Annotated in this window: 13 protein-coding genes and 2 pseudogenes; 5 read left to right on the top strand and 10 right to left on the bottom strand. The window is 44.9% G+C overall.

Translation table 11 applies throughout. The annotated features are described in order from the left end of the window. Positions 1-59: 59 nt before the first annotated feature. The 4 genes from KHO06_RS03925 to KHO06_RS03910 all read right to left on the bottom strand — a co-directional run bounded on the left by KHO06_RS03925 (position 60) and on the right by KHO06_RS03910 (position 4728). Positions 60-989 carry a Kdo(2)-lipid IV(A) acyltransferase gene (locus tag KHO06_RS03925; RefSeq protein WP_212582122.1) on the bottom strand — a complete coding sequence of 310 codons (930 nt, stop codon included), beginning with the start codon at positions 987-989 and terminating at the stop codon, positions 60-62. Positions 990-1131: 142 nt separating this feature from the next. Further along, a complete protein-coding gene (locus KHO06_RS03920) occupies positions 1132-1902 on the bottom strand; it encodes an ABC transporter permease (protein WP_212582121.1) in 771 nt (256 codons plus the stop codon). Then, the gene (locus tag KHO06_RS03915) at positions 1902-2819 is read right to left on the bottom strand and encodes an ABC transporter ATP-binding protein (protein WP_005531730.1); all 918 of its coding nucleotides are present in this window, start codon (positions 2817-2819) and stop codon (positions 1902-1904) included. The genes KHO06_RS03920 and KHO06_RS03915 overlap by 1 nt, the downstream gene beginning before the upstream one ends. A 238-nt stretch (positions 2820-3057) precedes the next feature. Then, on the bottom strand, positions 3058-4728 hold the full coding sequence (locus tag KHO06_RS03910; protein ID WP_038891985.1) for a SulP family inorganic anion transporter: 1671 nt from the start codon (positions 4726-4728) through the stop codon (positions 3058-3060). 283 nt (positions 4729-5011) lie between these two features. Here KHO06_RS03910 and can point away from each other — a divergent pair. Continuing rightward, a pseudogene (gene can / locus KHO06_RS03905) lies at positions 5012-5679 on the top strand (carbonate dehydratase). Positions 5680-5766: 87 nt separating this feature from the next. Here the strand turns inward: can and hpt are convergent. Then, positions 5767-6296 (bottom strand): annotated as a pseudogene (hpt, locus tag KHO06_RS03900) (hypoxanthine phosphoribosyltransferase). 321 nt (positions 6297-6617) lie between these two features. Between hpt and opaR the strand changes: the two are divergent. Continuing rightward, complete coding sequence (opaR, locus tag KHO06_RS03895; protein WP_005428669.1) at positions 6618-7235, top strand: transcriptional regulator OpaR; 618 nt, start codon at positions 6618-6620, stop codon at positions 7233-7235. Between the two features lie 471 nt (positions 7236-7706). Here opaR and lpdA read toward each other — a convergent pair whose 3' ends face one another. The 5 genes from lpdA to ampD all read right to left on the bottom strand — a co-directional run bounded on the left by lpdA (position 7707) and on the right by ampD (position 15752). After that, on the bottom strand, positions 7707-9137 hold the full coding sequence (gene lpdA, locus KHO06_RS03890; RefSeq protein ID WP_005446266.1) for a dihydrolipoyl dehydrogenase: 1431 nt from the start codon (positions 9135-9137) through the stop codon (positions 7707-7709). Between the two features lie 243 nt (positions 9138-9380). Further along, positions 9381-11279 (bottom strand): pyruvate dehydrogenase complex dihydrolipoyllysine-residue acetyltransferase, encoded by a 1899-nt coding sequence (gene aceF / locus KHO06_RS03885; RefSeq protein WP_079400991.1) that lies wholly within the window; start codon positions 11277-11279, stop codon positions 9381-9383. A 30-nt stretch (positions 11280-11309) separates the two neighbouring features. Then, entirely contained in the window at positions 11310-13973 is a 2664-nt protein-coding gene (gene aceE / locus KHO06_RS03880) for a pyruvate dehydrogenase (acetyl-transferring), homodimeric type (protein ID WP_038891989.1), read from the bottom strand. A 55-nt stretch (positions 13974-14028) separates the two neighbouring features. After that, positions 14029-14796 carry a pyruvate dehydrogenase complex transcriptional repressor PdhR gene (gene pdhR, locus KHO06_RS03875; protein ID WP_005428674.1) on the bottom strand — a complete coding sequence of 256 codons (768 nt, stop codon included), beginning with the start codon at positions 14794-14796 and terminating at the stop codon, positions 14029-14031. A gap of 404 nt (positions 14797-15200) precedes the next feature. Further along, the gene (gene ampD / locus KHO06_RS03870; protein WP_038891990.1) at positions 15201-15752 is read right to left on the bottom strand and encodes a 1,6-anhydro-N-acetylmuramyl-L-alanine amidase AmpD; all 552 of its coding nucleotides are present in this window, start codon (positions 15750-15752) and stop codon (positions 15201-15203) included. Between the two features lie 92 nt (positions 15753-15844). Here ampD and nadC point away from each other — a divergent pair, with 92 nt between their 5' ends. The 3 genes from nadC (at position 15845) to pilB (ending at position 19116) form a co-directional block, all read left to right on the top strand. Next, positions 15845-16732, top strand: a complete 888-nt coding sequence (gene nadC, locus KHO06_RS03865) for a carboxylating nicotinate-nucleotide diphosphorylase (protein ID WP_212582120.1) — start codon at positions 15845-15847, stop codon at positions 16730-16732. Between the two features lie 265 nt (positions 16733-16997). After that, positions 16998-17423 (top strand): pilin, encoded by a 426-nt coding sequence (locus KHO06_RS03860; protein ID WP_212582119.1) that lies wholly within the window; start codon positions 16998-17000, stop codon positions 17421-17423. Positions 17424-17430: 7 nt separating this feature from the next. Beyond that, positions 17431-19116: a type IV-A pilus assembly ATPase PilB gene (gene pilB, locus KHO06_RS03855; RefSeq protein ID WP_038891992.1), complete on the top strand. Its 1686-nt coding sequence runs from the start codon at positions 17431-17433 to the stop codon at positions 19114-19116. Positions 19117-19137 lie beyond the last annotated feature (21 nt).

The raw sequence follows: 19137 nt of genomic DNA, 5'->3' as shown, positions 1-19137 counted from the left end.
AAATACATAAACGAAAAGGTCGGCACTGAGCCGACCTTTTTTGTATCCGAGGAAAGGAGTTACGAATAAACGCATTGAAGCCCTTCAGGCCGTGTCTTGAATCGCTTATGCAGCCACATCCATGCTGGAATATCTCTTCGGATCATATCTTCAATCTCTTGGTTTAAAATGCTCGCTGCTTTAACCGGGTTACGTCGTTCAAATTGTTCACTCAAGTCACCACCAACATATAAGGTGTATTGATTGTCGCTTACTACTGTTACACCAGACATCACCGCACACTTGGTTGCATCAATCAATACACTCGAACCCGCCGTACTTGCAGCCTGATTGACAGCGAAGAAAGGTGCAAAGACCGAGCTATCCGCACCATAATCGTGATCCGGTAAATACCATAATCGCTGGCCATTCTTTAGGACTTTGAGCATCGACTTTACGTCTTTGCGATCTATCATTTGATGCCCACAACGCGTACGGCCTCGATGTTGAATAAATTCATAAGCGGGATTTGAGTTCGGACGATACACGCCATAGCCTTTTGCAAACTGGCTAAAGATTCTCGCCGTCATTTCCAAGTTAAGGTGATGGCTGCATACTACCAGCACACCTCGCCCATTCTTTTCTTGCTCAAGCAGGCGCTCTTTACCCACAACTTGAGTTAGACGCTGCACACGCCAATCAGGCCAAAACCACGCCATTCCAGTTTCTATCAACGCCATGCCAGTGTATTTAAAATTTGCCTTTACCAGCTGATCACATTTGGCATCGCTGTATTCAGGAAAACAGAGTTTAAGGTTTCGTTTTGCGATGTTTCTGCGGCGCTTCATCAGCAACATAGCAAGTGAACCAATACCTCTGCCTAATGCACGGAGCACTGTATAAGGAAGCAGATTAACGATCAGCGCTAATAAACCAAAAGCGAACCACACAGACCAGTATTTGGGACGCAGTAATTTTAAAGAGAAAGGGGGAGATGGGACGACATTCATGGCTTCACTCATTTACAGCAGATGTATTTACGAAAGATGAGTGAAACCTAGCATGTAAAAAGTCGAAAATTTGTATGGGAATGTATTGATGTGCATAGGAAAAGAGCAGCTCTGATGGCTGCTCTTTCGATTACTTTTTGTATTAGCTTCTTAGGCCTATCCCTTTGGTGACTAGATAGTGAGCCGCAGCATAAAGCGCAATAACAAATACCGTCAGTACGCTAAACGAGGTGACAATACCCACGTCGGACACACCAAGGAAGCCATAACGGAATGCATTCACCATGTAGACGATAGGGTTCAGTTTAGACACCCCTTGCCAAAACTCAGGCAATAGGCTGATTGAGTAAAACACACCGCCAAGGTAAGTCAGTGGTGTCAATACAAACGTCGGGATGATGGAGATATCATCGAACGTTCTCGCGTAAACTGCGTTAATCAAGCCACCGAGTGAGAACACAACCGAAGTCATAAATACCGTCGCGATAATGATGCCCCAGTGGTCCACTTGCAAATCAACAAAGAACAACGACACGAAAGTAACGATAGTGCCCACCAGCAAACCACGAACAACGCCCCCCATAACAAAACCAAGAATGATGACGTAGTTTGGTACTGGCGCAACCAACAACTCTTCAATATTGCGCTGGAATTTAGAACTAAAGAATGACGATGCGACGTTGGAATACGAGTTGGTGATCACCGACATCATGATCAAGCCCGGCACAATGTATTCCATGTAGCTAAAGCCGTTCATTTCACCAATACGAGAACCAATTAGGCTACCGAAGATGATGAAATACAGCGTCATCGTAATCGCTGGCGGCACAAGGGTTTGCACCCAAATTCGTGTGAAGCGATTAATCTCTTTCGTCAGTAGGCTACAAAAAGCGGTCCAATATAACTTGTACATTATTGGTTACCTCCACGTACGATGCTGACAAACAGCTCTTCCAAACGGTTTGCTTTATTACGCATAGAGAGTACTTTCACCCCACTCTCTGAAAGTTGACTAAATACTGAATTCAGACCTTGGCTCTTGTCCAATTCAATCTCTAATGAACCATTAATCATTGTTTGGCTATTCACACCCGCAAGCTCTGGCATCTCACCATTAAACTCGACATCAAGAATGAAGGTTTCAACACGCAGTTTACCAAGCAGTGCTTTCATGGTCGTATTCTCGATTAGCTCACCTTTATTGATGATACCGATGTTACGACACAGCATTTCCGCTTCTTCAAGGTAGTGAGTGGTTAGGATGATGGTGATGCCCTGCTCTTGGTTAATCTCTTTCAAGAAATCCCACATAGAGCGACGCAACTCGATATCCACACCCGCCGTAGGCTCATCAAGAATCAACAACTGAGGTTCGTGCATCAGAGCGCGAGCAATCATCAAACGGCGCTTCATACCACCGGACAAATTACGCGCGCGCTCTTTGCGTTTTTCCCACAAATCGAGCTTAGTTAGGTATTTTTCCGCACGAACTTTAGCAAGCTCTTTGGATACGCCATAGTAGCCCGCTTGCTGCATCACAATTTGCTCAACCGTTTCAAATTGGTTGAAGTTGAATTCTTGTGGCACCAAGCCTAAGTTCTGCTTTGCTAATTCAAGATGCGTATCGATGTCGTAGCCAAAAACCTTCGTCGTACCCGAGGTTTTGTTTACTAAAGAAGAGATAATGCCAATTGTTGTGGATTTACCCGCACCATTTGGCCCTAGAAGTGCGTAGAAGTCGCCTTTTTCTACTGTTAGGCTGATGCCCTTCAACGCTTCAAATCCGCCCGCATAAGTCTTGCGAAGCTGTTCTATTTCTAATGCGTACATTGCGTAATCATTGCCATCTGTTGATGAATCGTGAATGCCAATACCGTTGGGGATCATTGATAGCGACTCAAGAGTCGAAAGCGATATTGCACTGAAGTTGAATTAGTTTATCGTTGAATAACGATGAATACAAATAAACCTTTCTATAAAATTAGAAATAACTATAAATCCTCGATTCCATTTACCAAAAAAGCGCCATCAAATCTCTCTGATAGCGCTTTTAAATAAATGACTTAGATTACATCGTTAGCATTTGATGCTCATCGGTTTCTACATGTTTTACCGCTGCATTCAATGCTTCGTAGCGGAACTTATAAGTGTTCTCATCAGGTACCAAGTCAATCACGTGGAATTTCTCTAACTGCTCACGCGTACGTTGGTTTGGACACAGCAAATAGACTTCACACTTCGCATCCAAAGCATCTTTGATGGCGTTCTCTAGCGCCAACCCAACGGTCACATCAATCATAGGTACATCTGTTAGATCGAGGATCATCACTTCGTAATCCGAGATACTGGAGTGCTGACGCGAAATTGCCTTCGAAACACTGAAGATCATTGGCCCAGAAAGATAGAAGAACAACACTTTGCCATTGGCTCTGTCTAACAGTCCTCGCTCACTGTCAGTCAGCGGAACATCGTCTTCATCTGCATCACTGATCGCCTTAACTTGACGTGCTTGTTCACGGCTCAAGCGCTCAATGATAATGATGTTAGAGATAAACACACCAAGACCAACGGCGACAATCAAATCCACAAACACCGTCAATAGCATCACGCCATACATGACCGCCATCCCCGGGAAGCTCACCTTATGAGCACGTTGGATAAAACTCCAATCAAGAATATTGAAACCGACATAAACCGCAATGCCCGCCAGTACCGCCATTGGGATTGGCTCGGTTAATCCACTTGCAACCAGTACCACCAACGCCAGAATCAATGCGCGAATGACTCCGGATAATGGTGAACGAGCACCGACTTGGATGTTGGTTACGGTCCCCATTGTAGCGCCAGCACCAGGCAGTGCACCAAACAGGCCAGAGATCATGTTTGCCAAACCTTGCCCGCGCAGCTCCTTGTCCGAATCGTGCTCTTTACGCGTCAAAGAGTCGCCAATCACTGCGGTTAATAAGGTATCAATACAACCTAGTGTACCCAGTACCAATGCATCAATAACCATCTCAGTGAACATAGCAGGATCGATATGTGGCACGACCAAAGAAGGCAAACCTGCTGGTATTTCACCAATTCGACGAATGTCTTCTGCATCAAACAGAATCACCGATAACAAAGTAACCGCCACCAGCGCGACAAGTTGAGCGGGAACGTATTTACGATACTGCTTCGGGAAGAAGAATAAGATGCCTAACGTCAGCAAGCCTAAAAACAACTCACTAAACTTTAAGTTAGAGATTGTGTCGGGCAATGCCGATAACGTCCCGATTACCCCACCAGACGGTGCTGCATGACCAAGCAAAGGCGACAGCTGCAAGATAATAAGAATCACACCAATCCCTGACATGAATCCTGATATCACACTGTAAGGCATTAACGTAACGTACTTACCCAGCTTTAACGTACCAAGCACAATCTGGAAGGCACCCGCCATCATAACCACAGTGAACGTCATGGCCATTCCCGTTTCTGGATACTTAGCCATCATGCTAGTCAGTACCGCGGTCATGATCACCGTCATTGGACCGGTTGGCTCAGAGATGAGGGTATTAGAACCACCAAATAACGAAGCAAAAAGCCCCACCATGATCGCGCCCCATAAGCCAGCTTCCGCGCCCGCGCCAGATGCCACACCAAAGGCTAACGCAAGAGGAAGTGAAATAATGGCCGTCGTGACACCACCAAACAGATCCCCTTTCAAGTTGATATCCTTAAAGCGACTACCGAACATTGAATTTGCTCCCTGCATTAAAAAGACAAAATGCCATCAATCTAACAAATATTTCGTCAAAGAAAAAAACACAATAAACCCGCGAATTAGCTAGGTTTATTCGCATACTGAATGATGTCTGCATATTTTATGATTTTAACTGCGAGAACTCGTCAGATGAGTCATCTTTGATGAATATTTAACGGGATCGAAATTGTAACATTGTGTATAGTTACAGCGCTGATCGCTTTATAAGCAATAGTGAGTGGTTGGTTTTTTTAATTTTTAGGGAAGTAGATGTCAGATGCCGGAAATTAAACAATTATTCGAAAATAACTCTAAGTGGTCAGAAGAAATTAAATCTGATCGTCCAGAATATTTCGCAAAGCTAGCGGAAGGTCAAAAGCCCGACTTTCTTTGGATTGGTTGTTCAGACAGTCGCGTTCCAGCAGAGCGATTAACTGGGCTTTTCTCGGGCGAGTTATTTGTTCACCGAAATGTTGCTAATCAGGTCATCCACACCGACCTAAACTGCCTCTCTGTAGTGCAATACGCGGTCGACGTATTGAAAGTGAAGCACATCATCGTTTGTGGTCACTACGGCTGTGGTGGTGTTAATGCTGCCATTGATAACCCTCAGCTTGGCTTAATCAATAACTGGCTACTTCACATTCGTGACCTGTACTTTAAACATCGCACTTACCTTGACCAGATGCCCCTTGAAGACCGCGCTGATAAACTGGGTGAAATCAACGTTGCCGAGCAAGTTTACAACTTAGGTAACTCCACCATATGCAAAACGCATGGGAACGTGGTCAGGATGTGGAAATTCATGGCGTGGTATACGGAATTGAAGATGGCCGCCTAGAGTACTTAGGCATCCGTTCTAACTCAAAAGAGACTGTGGAAGCTTCTTACCAAAAAGCACTCTCAACGATTCTGAATGCAGATAACAAATTACTTTGTCGCTAAGCAATAAGCTTAACCAGACTGAATAAAAGAAAACGCCCGTTAATTGCTTAACGGGCGTTTTTGTATTCTTTAAACAAAAAGTAACGATTACTCTTGTGGTACCACTTTACCGATAATGGTAAGTGGCGGTATTTTTGAGCGTAGTCGATACCCACACCAACAACGAACTCGTCAGGAATCGCAAAACCGACGTAATCAACTGGCACTTCAACTTCACGACGTGATGGCTTGTCTAGTAGTGTACAAATCGCAATAGACTTAGGCTCACGTAGAGATAGGATTTCACGGATCTTGTTTAGCGTGTTACCTGTGTCGATGATGTCTTCAACGATCAGTACGTCTTTGCCTTTGATGTCATCATCAAGGTCTTTCAAGATACGTACGTCACGAGAGCTTTCCATCGTGTTACCGTAGCTAGAAGCGGTCATAAAGTCGACTTGGTGAGTCAGTTCGATTGCACGAGCCAAATCGGCCATAAATACAAATGAACCACGTAGCAAACCAACCATTACCAGATCTTCGCTGCCTTGGTAGCGTTCTGTAATTTGCTTGCCTAATTCACGAATACGTTCCTGAACTTCTTGCTCAGAAATCATGACTTCTACTGTATGTTTCATACTGTGCTCAATTTTCTTTGTGGGTTGAGGTAGGTCGTACGCAAACGATCACCTTATCTTGCGGCGTGTAGTGTAACACCCCACACCATGGGTTAAAAGCCGCTTACCATTGCTTTGATTTATTGAATGAAAGTCTTAATTTTAGAACTTATCTAGTTGAATGAAACATCAATAATGACATTACTGTCTATAAATTGTGCATCAGATGTTGACCTCGCACATATGCACCATTACACTCATCAATGCTTTAAGCAACTATTAAAATAATCAATTAGGGGATTATCCCCAAAACATCAACTCAAATGGCAAGGAAAAAGGATTATGGACTCAATTGCAAAGAGACCTCGTACTAGGCTTTCCCCTCTAAAACGTAAACAGCAACTGATGGAAATCGCTCTTGAAGTGTTTGCTCGTCGCGGCATTGGTCGTGGTGGTCACGCGGATATTGCAGAGATCGCTCAAGTTTCTGTTGCGACAGTATTTAACTACTTCCCTACTCGTGAAGATTTGGTGGATGAAGTTCTGAACCACGTTGTGCGTCAGTTCTCTAACTTCTTGTCGGATAACATCGACTTAGACATCCACGCGCGCGAAAACATCGCCAACATCACTAATGCAATGATTGAGCTAGTAAGCCAAGATTGCCATTGGCTGAAAGTTTGGTTTGAGTGGAGCGCATCGACACGTGATGAAGTATGGCCATTGTTCGTGACCACAAACCGCACTAACCAACTTCTAGTGCAAAACATGTTCATCAAAGCGATCGAGCGTGGTGAAGTTTGTGACCAACATGAACCGGAACACTTGGCGAATCTGTTCCACGGTATTTGCTACTCTATTTTCGTACAAGCAAACCGCTCTAAGAGCGAAGCTGAGTTAACGAACCTAGTAAGTGCATACTTAGATATGCTATGCATCTACAACCGTGAACATCACTAAAAAATAATTAGGCTTAAAAAATCAAAGGCTGATACTTAGGTATTGGCCTTTTTTGTTTTTGGGAAACGGGAAACGGGAAACGGGAAACGGGAAACGGGAAACGGGAAACGGGAAACAGGAAACGGGAAACGGGAAACAGGAAACGGGAAACGGGAAACAGGAAACGGGAAACGGGAAACGGGAAACAGGAAACGGAAACGGGAAACGGGAAACAGGAAACGGGAAACGGGAAACGGGAAACGGGAAACGGGAAACAGGAAACGGGAAACGGGAAACGGCTTTATTTTGTCTTTCTAGGGACAAATCCCGTCAACTCCTTTTAGAGCCGAGCCTCTTTCAATAGCCTCCCAGCAATCGCCTCTCGATTCCTAAAGCGAAGAGTTACCGAATTTCCAAGCGCAGCGTTCTTTTCTTCCAATAAAAAAACCGCTGACGAATCAGCGGTTTTTATCATTCAACGTTCAAGAAAAATTACTTTTTCTTTTTCACTGCTTTTTTGTTTGGAAGGTCAGTGATTGAGCCTTCAAATACTTCAGCAGCTAGACCCACAGACTCGTGTAGAGTTGGGTGAGCGTGGATAGTTAGTGCGATGTCTTCTGCATCACAACCCATCTCGATAGCTAGACCGATTTCACCAAGCAGTTCACCACCGTTAGTACCAACGATAGCACCACCGATTACGCGGTGAGTCTCTTTATCAAAGATAAGCTTAGTCATACCGTCTGCACAGTCAGATGCGATTGCACGACCTGATGCTGCCCATGGGAATGTTGCCACTTCGTAGTTGATGCCTTCTGCTTTCGCTTCTTTCTCAGTCTTACCAACCCATGCTACTTCTGGCTCAGTGTAAGCGATTGAAGGAATAACTTTAGGATCGAAGTAGTGTTTCTTACCAGAGATAACTTCTGCCGCTACGTGGCCTTCATGCACACCTTTGTGAGCAAGCATTGGTTGGCCAACTACGTCGCCGATTGCGTGGATGTGAGGAACGTTAGTGCGCATTTGCTTATCAACGTTGATAAAGCCACGCTCGTCCACTTCGATACCCGCTTTTTCAGCATCAATTAGTGCGCCATTTGGTACACGACCGATAGCAACAAGAACTGCATCGTAACGCTCAGCTTCAGCAGGAGCTTTTTTGCCTTCCATTGAAACGTAGATACCGTCTTCTTTCGCTTCAACTGCTGTCACTTTAGTTTCAAGCATTAGCTTGAACTTGTCTTTGATACGCTTAGTGAAGACTTTAACGATGTCTTTATCCGCAGCAGGGATAACTTGGTCAAACATCTCTACTACGTCTACTTTAGAACCTAGAGAGTGGTAAACCGTACCCATTTCTAGACCGATGATACCACCGCCCATGATAAGCAGTTTTTCTGGTACTTCTTTTAGCTCTAGCGCATCCGTTGAATCCCAAATACGTGGGTCTTCGTGTGGGATGAATGGCAGTTTGATTGGGCGAGAACCCGCAGCAATGATAGCGTTGTCGAAGTTAACCGTTGTTGACTCGCCTTCGCCTTCTACAAGGATAGAGTTAGGGCTTGTGAACTTACCGTAGCCGTTTACTACAGTAACGTTACGCATCTTAGCCATACCGCTAAGGCCGCCAGTTAGTTGGTTTACAACTTTCTCTTTCCAGATACGGATTTTGCTGATGTCAGTTTGTGGTTCGCCAAACACAACACCGTGTTCAGCCATCGCTTTCGCTTCTTCGATAACTTTAGAAACGTGAAGAAGTGCTTTAGATGGAATACAACCAACGTTTAGACATACACCGCCAAGAGTGCTGTAACGTTCAACTAGTACTGTTTCTAGACCTAGATCCGCACAACGGAATGCAGCTGAGTAACCAGCAGGACCAGAACCAAGTACAACAACTTGGGCTTTAATTTCTTTGCTCATTGTGACCTCTTGTAGTCATTATCCCTAACAGGCTGAGTAGATGTTCTTAAATTATTAGGCTTTCAAACGGTCAATATTTTACAGAGATGTTAACAGTGTGAAAGCAGCTTTAAGTTAGCCTGTGAGCTAGACAACAATTCATCTTTCAGTTTCTGAACGATGGAAGAAATTGTCGTCTAAAAATAGTCTTTTATATAAAGAATTAAGGTGACCCGAAAGCCACCTTAACTATTACTTTCTCAATTACAGTACTAGGCGACGAATGTCTGATAGTGCACCGTTTAGGAAAGTAATGAAGCGTGCACCTTCTGCACCATCGATCACACGGTGGTCGTATGATAGAGACAGTGGAAGTTGTAGGCGTGGTTCGAATTCTTTACCGTTCCACACAGGCTTCATTTCAGATTTTGATACACCTAGGATACCAACTTCTGGCGCGTTTACGATTGGTGTAAACGCTGTACCGCCAATACCGCCAAGGCTAGAGATTGTGAAACAACCGCCTTGCATGTCAGCAGCTGTTAGCTTACCAGCACGTGCTTTCTTAGAAACTGCCATTAGCTCTTCAGATAGCTCGTAGATGCCTTTCTTGTTCACGTCTTTAAATACAGGAACAACAAGACCGTTTGGCGTATCTACTGCAATACCTACGTTCACGTACTTCTTAAGAATGATGCTTTCGCCATCTTCAGAAAGTGAAGAGTTGAACGCTGGGAACGCTTCAAGTGCTTTAGCAACAGCTTTCATGATGAACACAAGAGGAGTGATCTTCATGCCAGTGTCTTTCTTAGCTTCGATTGCGTTCTGCTCTTTACGGAATGCTTCTAGCTCAGTGATGTCAGCGTTGTCCCACTGTGTAACGTGAGGGATCATTACCCAGTTACGGTGTAGGTTTGCACCAGAGATCTTCTTGATCTTAGAAAGCTTCTGAACTTCAGTTTCGCCGAACTTGCTGAAGTCAACTTTTGGCCAAGGTAGTAGACCAAGCGCTGCACCGTCGCCTTTGCCAGATGCTGCTGCACCTGCGCCAGACTCAAGACGCTTAAGTGCATCTTTAACGTAAGCTTGAACGTCTTCTTTTAGGATACGGCTCTTACGACCTGTACCTTTAACCTTAGATAGGTTAACGCCGAATTCACGAGCAAGACGACGAACAACTGGAGATGCATGTGCGTAGTCGTTGTTTTCTTGGAAATCGTTCGCTGCAGGTGCCGCTTCAGCTTTTGCTGCTGGAGCAGGAGCCGCCGCAGGTGCTGGAGCTGCTGCTTGTGCAGGTGCTGCTACAGGAGCTGGAGCTGCGCCTTCAACAACGAAAGTCATGATTAGAGAGCCAGTCGTTACTTTATCGCCCGCTGCAATCTTGATTTCTTTAACAGTACCAGCGAATGGTGCAGGAACTTCCATAGAAGCTTTATCGCCTTCAACAGTGATTAGAGATTGCTCTTCTTCTACTGTGTCGCCAACCGCTACCATTACTTCGGTAACTTCAACTTCGTCACCGCCGATATCTGGAACGTTTACTTCTTTCTCAGCTGCTGCCGCTGGAGCCGCCGCAGGTGCCGCTGGAGCTTCTACTGCTGCTGGAGCCGCTGCTGCGCCTGAACCTGCAGTTTCGAATACCATGATTAGAGAACCAGTTGTTACTTTATCGCCAGCAGCAACTTTGATCTCTTTTAGCGTACCAGCGAATGGTGCTGGAACTTCCATTGATGCTTTGTCGCCTTCAACCGTTAAAAGAGATTGCTCTTCTTCGATGCTGTCGCCAACTGCAACCATGATTTCAGTAACTTCTACTTCGTCGCCACCGATATCAGGAACGTGAACTTCTTTAAGCTCTGCCGCTGCTGCTGGAGCTGGAGCTGCTGCTGGAGCCGCTTCTGCTGCAGGAGCAGGTGCAGCTGCTGCTGCACCCTCGGCTTCGAAAATCATGATAAGAGAACCTGTAGTAACAGAATCACCTTCCGCTACTTTGATTTCTTTAACAATACCTGCTTGAGACGCTGGAACTTCCATAGAAGCTTTGTCGCCTTCAACAGTGATCAGAGACTGCTCTTCTTCAACCTTGTCGCCAACGCTTACAAGAATTTCAGTAACTTCAACCTCATCCGCACCGATGTCAGGTACATTAATTTCGATTGCCATTGCTTATTTACCTTCTAGTTAAGCGCTGTATTAAGCGTATTGTGGGTTAGTTTTTTCAGTGTCGATGTTGAACTTAGCAATCGCTTCAACGACTACTGATTTCTCAACATCACCACGTTTCGCTAGCTCAGTAAGAGCTGCAACTACTACGTAGCCTGCGTTAACTTCGAAGTGACGACGTAGGTTCTCACGGCTGTCAGAACGGCCGTAACCATCAGTACCAAGTACTTTGTAAGACTCAGAAGGCATAAACGCACGAACTTGCTCAGAGTAGTTCTTCATGTAGTCAGTCGCTGCGATTGCTGGCTCAGTACCCATTACTTGTGCAATGTAAGGTACTTTCGCTTCTGCTTCTGGGTGAAGCATGTTGTAACGCTCTACGTCTTGACCGTCACGAGTTAGCTCGTTGAACGATGTTACAGAGAACACGTCAGATGCGATGCCGTATTCTTCGCTTAGGATAGTCGCTGCTTTACGTACTTCGTTCATGATAGTACCAGAGCCCATTAGCTGAACTTTAGACTTGTCACCAGCGTAAGACTCAAGCTTGTAGATACCCTTACGGATGCCTTCTTCAGCGCCTTCTGGCATTGCTGGCATTGCGTAGTTTTCGTTCATTACAGTTAGGTAGTAGAACACGTTCTCTTGGTTCTCACCGTACATGCGACGGATACCGTCTTGCATGATTACTGCAACTTCGTAAGCGAATGTTGGGTCGTAAGAGATACAGTTAGGAACTGTATTCGCCATGATGTGCGAGTGACCGTCTTCGTGCTGTAGACCTTCACCGTTTAGCGTTGTACGACCTGCAGTAGCACCTAGTAGGAAACCACGAGCTTGTTGGTCACCAGCCATCCACGCCATATCACCTACACGTTGGAAACCAAACATTGAGTAGTAGATGTAGAACGGGATCATTGGTAGATCGTTCGTGCTGTAAGAAGTCGCAGCTGCAACCCAAGAAGCCATTGAGCCTAGCTCGTTGATACCTTCTTGTAGAACCTGACCTGAAGTTGCTTCTTTGTAGTAAGAAACGATGTCGCGATCTTGAGGTGTGTAGTTCTGACCGTGCGGGTTGTAGATACCGATCTGACGGAACAGACCTTCCATACCGAATGTACGAGCTTCGTCACAGATGATAGGAACGATGTTCTTACCAATGTTCTTGTTCTTAAGCAGGATGTTAAGAGTACGTACGTAAGCCATTGTTGTAGAGATATCACGCTTCTGCTCGCTTAGTAGCGGAGCGAACTCTTCTAGCTCAGGTGTTTTGAATTCTTGAGTGAACTTAGGTAGACGCTGTGGCGTGTAACCTTTTAGTTCTTTACGACGAGCGTGTAGGTATTCGTATTCCGCTGAGCCTTCTTCAAGTTTCAGGTATGGAAGTTCTTTCACTGCTTCGTCAGTTAGGATGTCTTGAAGACCTAGGCGATCACGTAGGTGTAGTACGTGAGTCATGTCCATCTTCTTAACTTGGTGCGCGATGTTCTTACCTTCAGCCGCTTCACCCATGCCGTAACCTTTAACAGTCTTAGCTAGGATTACTGTTGGACGACCTTTAGTTTCTGCTGCGTTCTTGTAAGCTGCGTACAGCTTAGAAGACTCGTGACCACCACGCTTAAGTGCGAAGATTTCGTCGTCAGTCATGTCTGCAACTAGTGCAGCTGTCTCTGGGTACTTACCAAAGAAGTGTTCACGTACGTAAGCACCATCTTTAGATTTAAATGTTTGGTAGTCACCATCTACAGTTTCGTTCATCAGCTGTAGAAGCTTACCTGTTGTATCTTTAGCAAGTAGAGCATCCCAGTTGCTACCCCAGATAACTTTAACAACATTCCAGCCAGCGCCTTTAAATAGACCTTCTAGCTCTTGGATGATGCTACCGTTACCCATTACAGGGCCGTCTAGACGCTGTAGGTTACAGTTGATTAGGAATGTTAGGTTGTCCAGTTTCTCACGCGCAGCGAAAGATAGAGAACCACGTGATTCCGGCTCATCCATCTCACCGTCACCTAGGAACGCGTATACACGCTGTGCAGACGTGTCTTTTAGGCCACGACCGTCTAGGTACTTAAGGAAACGCGCTTGGTAGATCGCAGAAATTGGACCAAGACCCATAGATACTGTTGGGAACTGCCAGAACTCAGGCATCAGTTTAGGGTGCGGGTATGATGGGATACCTTTACCGTCTACTTCTTGACGGAAGTTATCTAGCTGCTCTTCAGTTAGACGACCTTCAACGAATGCACGAGAGTAGATACCCGGTGAGATGTGACCTTGGTAGTAAACTAGATCGCCACCGTCCGTCTCGTTTGGAGCACGGAAGAAGTGGTTGAAACAAACTTCGTAGAACGCTGCTGCTGACTGGTAAGAAGCCATGTGACCACCAAGGTCTAGGTCTTTCTTAGAAGCACGCAATACGATCATGATTGCGTTCCAGCGAATAATCGAACGAATACGACGCTCAAGAGTTACATCACCAGGGTAAGCTGGTTCTTGTGCTGCTGGAATAGTGTTGATGTAGTTTGTGTTGATGCCAGTTGGCATATCAACGCCGTCTAGACGTGCTTTTTCTAGAACGGTTTCTAGTAGAAACTGTGCACGTTCTACACCTTCTTCACGAACAACGGATTCAAGGGCTTGTAGCCAATCTTGAGTTTCCAGTGCATCTACGTCATGCTTCATGTCAGACATGGCGATCTATCCTTCTGTTGGTTGGATCTACTTATTTAAGTAAGCGGTTCTTGTATTAAGAATCGTTACCTTGCTGAATTCGACGCAGAGAACGCTCTCGTCGAGACTCTTCTCGAGTCAAATCCAACAATGTTTCTTCAATATAAGCTAAATGTGAGTGAGACATTTCACGTGCCTTTTCAGGCTGACCAGAAACAATCGCATCCACGATATTAGCTCTGTGTTTACTTACTTTATCGACCACTTCATCGCGGCGATGTAAGAGCTTTAGATTCTGTAGAACATTTTGCTCAAGCAAAGGGGCAAGGCTACGAACGATATGAAGTAACACAACATTGTGTGCTGCTTCTGTTAGAGCAATAAGGAACTGCATAACTGCCGCCGCTTCTGCTTCAACGTTGTCGCCTTTTTGCTCTTCACTGATTTGATTCAAGCATGCTTGAATACGAGCAAAATCTTCATCGGTACCACGCAATGCTGCAAAGTACGCTGAAATACCTTCCATCGCATGGCGCGACTCAAGCAGGTCTAACTGCGTTTCGGAGTGAGATGACAATAGGTTCAACAAAGGGTCTGAGAAACTCTTCCAGATGTTTTCGCTAACGAATGTGCCACCGCCTTGACGACGAGTAAGCAGACGTTTTGCTTCTAAACGCTGAATGGCTTCACGGACAGATGGGCGAGACACATCGAACTGCTTAGCGAGTTCGCGCTCTGGTGGCAATTGTTGCCCCGGAGAGAGTGTTCCTTCCACAATCAACCTTTCTAGCTCTTGTTCAATAACATCAGAGAGCTTTGGCTGACGAATCCTTTGATAAGCCATAATTTATTGTTCTTCTACTCTTGCAGGTAATTGGTAATACCAATTTTAAGTTGGTGCAGAAATTAACATAATTAAAACGTCACTGTCCAGCCAAAAGTTGACCTAAATCATAGAACGGACTTGCAGCCAACACTTTGATAACAATCGACCATTAAAACAGCAATAAAATTGGTATGACCAATTACATAAACAAAACAGATGGGAAGTCTGCGTGCTAGTAAATTTGATCAACAAAAACAAAAAATGACAAAATTATCTGTACAGTTATGCACCACCAGCCGTTTTAAACCTTCAAAATGTAGTTAACTTTTAACAAGCGCTCATATTTCTTGTATCAAAAAAAGGCATAACTGAGTGTATGCCTTATTTATTTCTGTTTTTTGAATTTACACTTTCGCTACAAGTTAGCTTTGTAATTGCTGTCTGTATTTGACCCAGTCAAAGCTTAGACCAGGATCCGCTTTTCTCAAGGGAGCAATGTACTGATGCCCTGTAATTCGAGGTAAAGTGATTTTCGGGTAGGTCTGCATGACCACATGGGTCAAAGCAGTAAGTGATTGATATTGTTCTTCTGTATAGGCAACAAACTCAGTCCCTTCGAGCTCAACACCAATGGAATAATCATTGCAACGTTCACGACCAGCAAAGCTAGACTGCCCTGCATGCCATGCCCTATCAAGAAAAGAAACAAACTGGACTATTTCGCCATTACGCTTTATTAAGCAATGTGCCGAAACGCCCATTTTGTGAATCACCTCAAAAAACGGATGGGCGTTGGGATCGAGGTTACCCGTGAAAAAGTCTTCTATATAAGAGCCACCAAATTGACCCGGTGGCAGACTGATGTTGTGAACCACCAGCAGAGAGATGTCATTTTTATCAGAACGAGCATCAAAAAATGGCGATGGGACGTGCTTAGCCTCCGTCAACCAACCATTCTCGATTTTTAGGCACATATCAACCTCTCTACTTTGCAAATTAACTGCTGAAATTATTGACACCGGAGAGTATCATTCGTTGCCATCTCCCTTTCAAGACAAGATTTGCGATGAAGAACACACACAACAGCCAAGAACGCCTAGAATACCTTAAGCAACAGCTTCCATTAGAAATCACTCGCGCCGTAGCCGATACCCTAAAAGAAGATCTAGGTGGTGTATTGGATGCCGACAAAGACATCACCGCATCGCTTATCCCTGTTGACGCTGTTAACACAGCAACCATCATCACCCGTGAACACGGTGTGTTTTGTGGTCAAGCATGGGCAGATGAAGTATTCAAACAACTAGGTGACAAAGTGACCATCGAGTGGCACGTCAAAGACGGTGACAAAGTTGAGCCTAACCAAACGCTTTGCACACTGACGGGCCCTGCTCGTGATTTACTCACTGGCGAACGCAACGCAATGAACTTTATTCAAACCCTTTCTGGTTGCGCGACCATCACTGCTGAATACGCAGAAAAAATTGCTCACACTGAGTGTCGTCTATTAGATACACGTAAGACTATTCCGGGTCTGCGTAGTGCCTTGAAATATGCCGTAGCATGCGGTGGCGGCTTTAACCATCGTATCGGTGTGTTCGATGCCTACCTTATTAAAGAAAACCACATCATTGCTTGTGGCGGTATCACTCAAGCGATTACCACCGCAAAACAGTTGAACCCAGGTAAGCCAGTTGAAGTAGAAACGGAAAGCTTGGATGAACTAAAAGCAGCGATCGAAGCGGGCGCCGACATCATTATGTTAGACAACTTCACCAAAGATATGATGCGTGAAGCAGTTGCCATCAATGCTGGCCGTGCTGCGCTAGAAAACTCTGGTAATGTAACCTTAGAGACTATCGCTGAATACGCAGAAACGGGCGTAGATTACATCTCCGTAGGCGCTTTGACTAAGCACCTAAAAGCGATGGATCTTTCGATGCGCTTCAAGTAAACCAGTGTGAATAAACACAAGTAACTCTCTTAATCTCATAGAGTTACACTTATCAAAAATCCAATAAAGAGCCGTAAGGCTCTTTATTTTTATCTGTTTAAAAAATAACACCACTCGCAAAACCTTGCACACAATATGCAACCAGAGTGCAAAGATCTTTATCTCACTCGAGAGCCCCTTCGTTTCCAGTTTCCACTTGTTTCTACTCTTTTTACTCTTCTGTGCCATGCATAAGCATTAACTAAATTTATCTTAAGGAAAGAAGATGAACACGAATAAACAGAAGAAGCAGCAAGGTTTTACACTGATTGAATTGATGATTGTAGTAGCGATTATTGGTGTCTTGTCTGCAGTAGCTATCCCTGCTTACAAAAACTATGTAAAAAAATCTGAAGCTGCTGCAGGAATGGGTACAGTACGTGCTCTTTTAACTAATATCGATATGTACATTCAGGAAAATGGAGCATTTCCCGCGACTAATAACCTTGCAGATCTTGGAGCCTCTGCTGGTATGAATACTCTTGGTACAATCGCATTAACCCAAGATGGAAGCGTCTCAGAGGCAGGAAGCGTTGCATTTAACTTTGGTACTAACGCAACACTCAACAGTACAAACATCACATATACTCGAAGTGCCTCAGGCTGGTCTTGTAATAACACTACAGGACAAACCATTAAAAGCTGTAACTAAAAAAATAGTGCTAACCAACCTTTCAACGGTTCTTCGCCAAGCAGGAATACTGACCTTTTCCCAAGAAGAATCGTTACTTGAGCAAGTAAAAGCTTCTGGCATTTCGATGCCGGAGGCTTTACTCAGTTCTGGCTTTTTCCAATCTCACGAATTGACAGAACACCTAAGCTCAGTATTCGGGCTTTCTTGCACTTCTCTTAACCAATACGAATACGCTTCGCTATGTCAAACGCTCGGCTTACGCGATCTCATCACTCGCCATAACGCTTTGCCGCTTAACCGCACCTCTTCAACTTTGATTCTTGCTGTTGCCGACCCAACAAACCTTCAAGCCGAAGATGACTTTCGTTTTGCGACAGGTTTGCAAGTCGAACTTGTCCTCGCTGACTTTCGTGAGCTAACAGCAGCCATTCGACGTTTATATGGCCGATCGCTTGGGCAAGAAAAATCCGGTCTTAAAGAAATCAACCAAGATGAACTGGCGGGTTTGGTTGATATTGGTGAGGATGAAATTGAAAACATCGAAGATCTCAGCCAAGATGAATCGCCGGTCAGTCGCTATATCAACCAAATTTTACTCGATGCTGTCCGTAAAGGGGCTTCCGATATTCACTTCGAGCCTTACGAAAATATGTATCGCGTGCGCTTGCGTTGCGATGGCATCTTAATTGAAATTCAGCAGCCTCCGAGTCATTTAAGCCGTCGCCTTTCAGCTCGGATAAAAATCTTATCTAAGCTTGATATCGCCGAGCGCCGTTTACCACAGGATGGACGCATCAAGCTCAAATTAAACCAAGACACTGCAATTGATATGCGTGTCTCCACACTACCAACTCTTTTTGGGGAAAAGATTGTTCTGCGTTTGCTCGACAGCAGTTCTGCAGCATTAGATATCAATAAGCTAGGTTATAGCGACTCACAGAAACAACTTTATTTGGATGCCCTGCGCCGTCCGCAAGGTATGATCCTGATGACAGGCCCAACAGGTAGCGGTAAAACGGTCTCGCTCTACACTGGATTGAGCATTCTTAATAAACCAGAGATCAATATCTCAACCGCTGAAGATCCCGTTGAGATTAACCTGCCCGGCATTAACCAAGTTCAAGTTCAGCCAAAGATCGGCTTTGGTTTTGCAGAGGCGCTTCGCTCTTTCTTACGTCAAGACCCTGATGTAGTCATGGTGGGCGAGATCCGAGATCTCGACACAGCAGAAATCGCGATCAAAGCATCACAGACTGGCCACTTAGTTCTCTCCACTTTACACACAAACTCAGCTGCCGAGACTGTCATTCGCTTGTCTAATATGGGCGTAGAAAGCTTTAACCTCGCCTCTTCTCTCAGTTTGATCATCGCCCAGCGTTTGGCTAGAAAACTTTGTCCATATTGTAGACAACCTCAAGAGCCAAACAGCCAACTTCAACATATTGGAATCACCAGCACCGAACAGATCTTTCAAGCTAATCCCGACGGTTGTAACGAGTGTACCCATGGTTATTCAGGGCGAACCGGCATTTACGAAGTGATGAAGTTTGATGAATCCCTTTCAGAAGCACTCATCAAAGGCGCCTCGGTACACGAATTAGAAAAACTCGCCATTGCCAATGGTATGCAAACCTTACAAATGTCTGGCATCGAAAAACTCAAACAAGGCATTACCAGCTTCAGCGAATTGCAGCGCGTTCTCTACTTTTAACATTTATAAGAATTATTAGGC

The organism is Vibrio sp. B1FIG11 (genome assembly GCF_905175335.1).
Classification (GTDB): Bacteria; Pseudomonadota; Gammaproteobacteria; order Enterobacterales; family Vibrionaceae; genus Vibrio; species Vibrio campbellii.
Note: the sequence above shows the minus strand (reverse complement) of the source record. Positions and strands in the feature narration are given on the sequence as shown.

Coding starts and splice junctions, on each gene's coding strand:
- KHO06_RS03910 (WP_038891985.1), bottom strand. CDS start 4,728: ATGTTCGGTAGTCGCTTTAAGGATATCAACTTGAAAGGGGATCTGTTT.
- nadC (WP_212582120.1), top strand. CDS start 15,845: ATGAAGAACACACACAACAGCCAAGAACGCCTAGAATACCTTAAGCAA.
- KHO06_RS03920 (WP_212582121.1), bottom strand. CDS start 1,902: ATGTACAAGTTATATTGGACCGCTTTTTGTAGCCTACTGACGAAAGAG.
- pdhR (WP_005428674.1), bottom strand. CDS start 14,796: ATGGCTTATCAAAGGATTCGTCAGCCAAAGCTCTCTGATGTTATTGAA.
- aceE (WP_038891989.1), bottom strand. CDS start 13,973: ATGTCTGACATGAAGCATGACGTAGATGCACTGGAAACTCAAGATTGG.
- opaR (WP_005428669.1), top strand. CDS start 6,618: ATGGACTCAATTGCAAAGAGACCTCGTACTAGGCTTTCCCCTCTAAAA.
- KHO06_RS03925 (WP_212582122.1), bottom strand. CDS start 989: ATGAATGTCGTCCCATCTCCCCCTTTCTCTTTAAAATTACTGCGTCCC.
- ampD (WP_038891990.1), bottom strand. CDS start 15,752: ATGTGCCTAAAAATCGAGAATGGTTGGTTGACGGAGGCTAAGCACGTC.
- lpdA (WP_005446266.1), bottom strand. CDS start 9,137: ATGAGCAAAGAAATTAAAGCCCAAGTTGTTGTACTTGGTTCTGGTCCT.
- KHO06_RS03860 (WP_212582119.1), top strand. CDS start 16,998: ATGAACACGAATAAACAGAAGAAGCAGCAAGGTTTTACACTGATTGAA.
- KHO06_RS03915 (WP_005531730.1), bottom strand. CDS start 2,819: ATGTACGCATTAGAAATAGAACAGCTTCGCAAGACTTATGCGGGCGGA.
- aceF (WP_079400991.1), bottom strand. CDS start 11,279: ATGGCAATCGAAATTAATGTACCTGACATCGGTGCGGATGAGGTTGAA.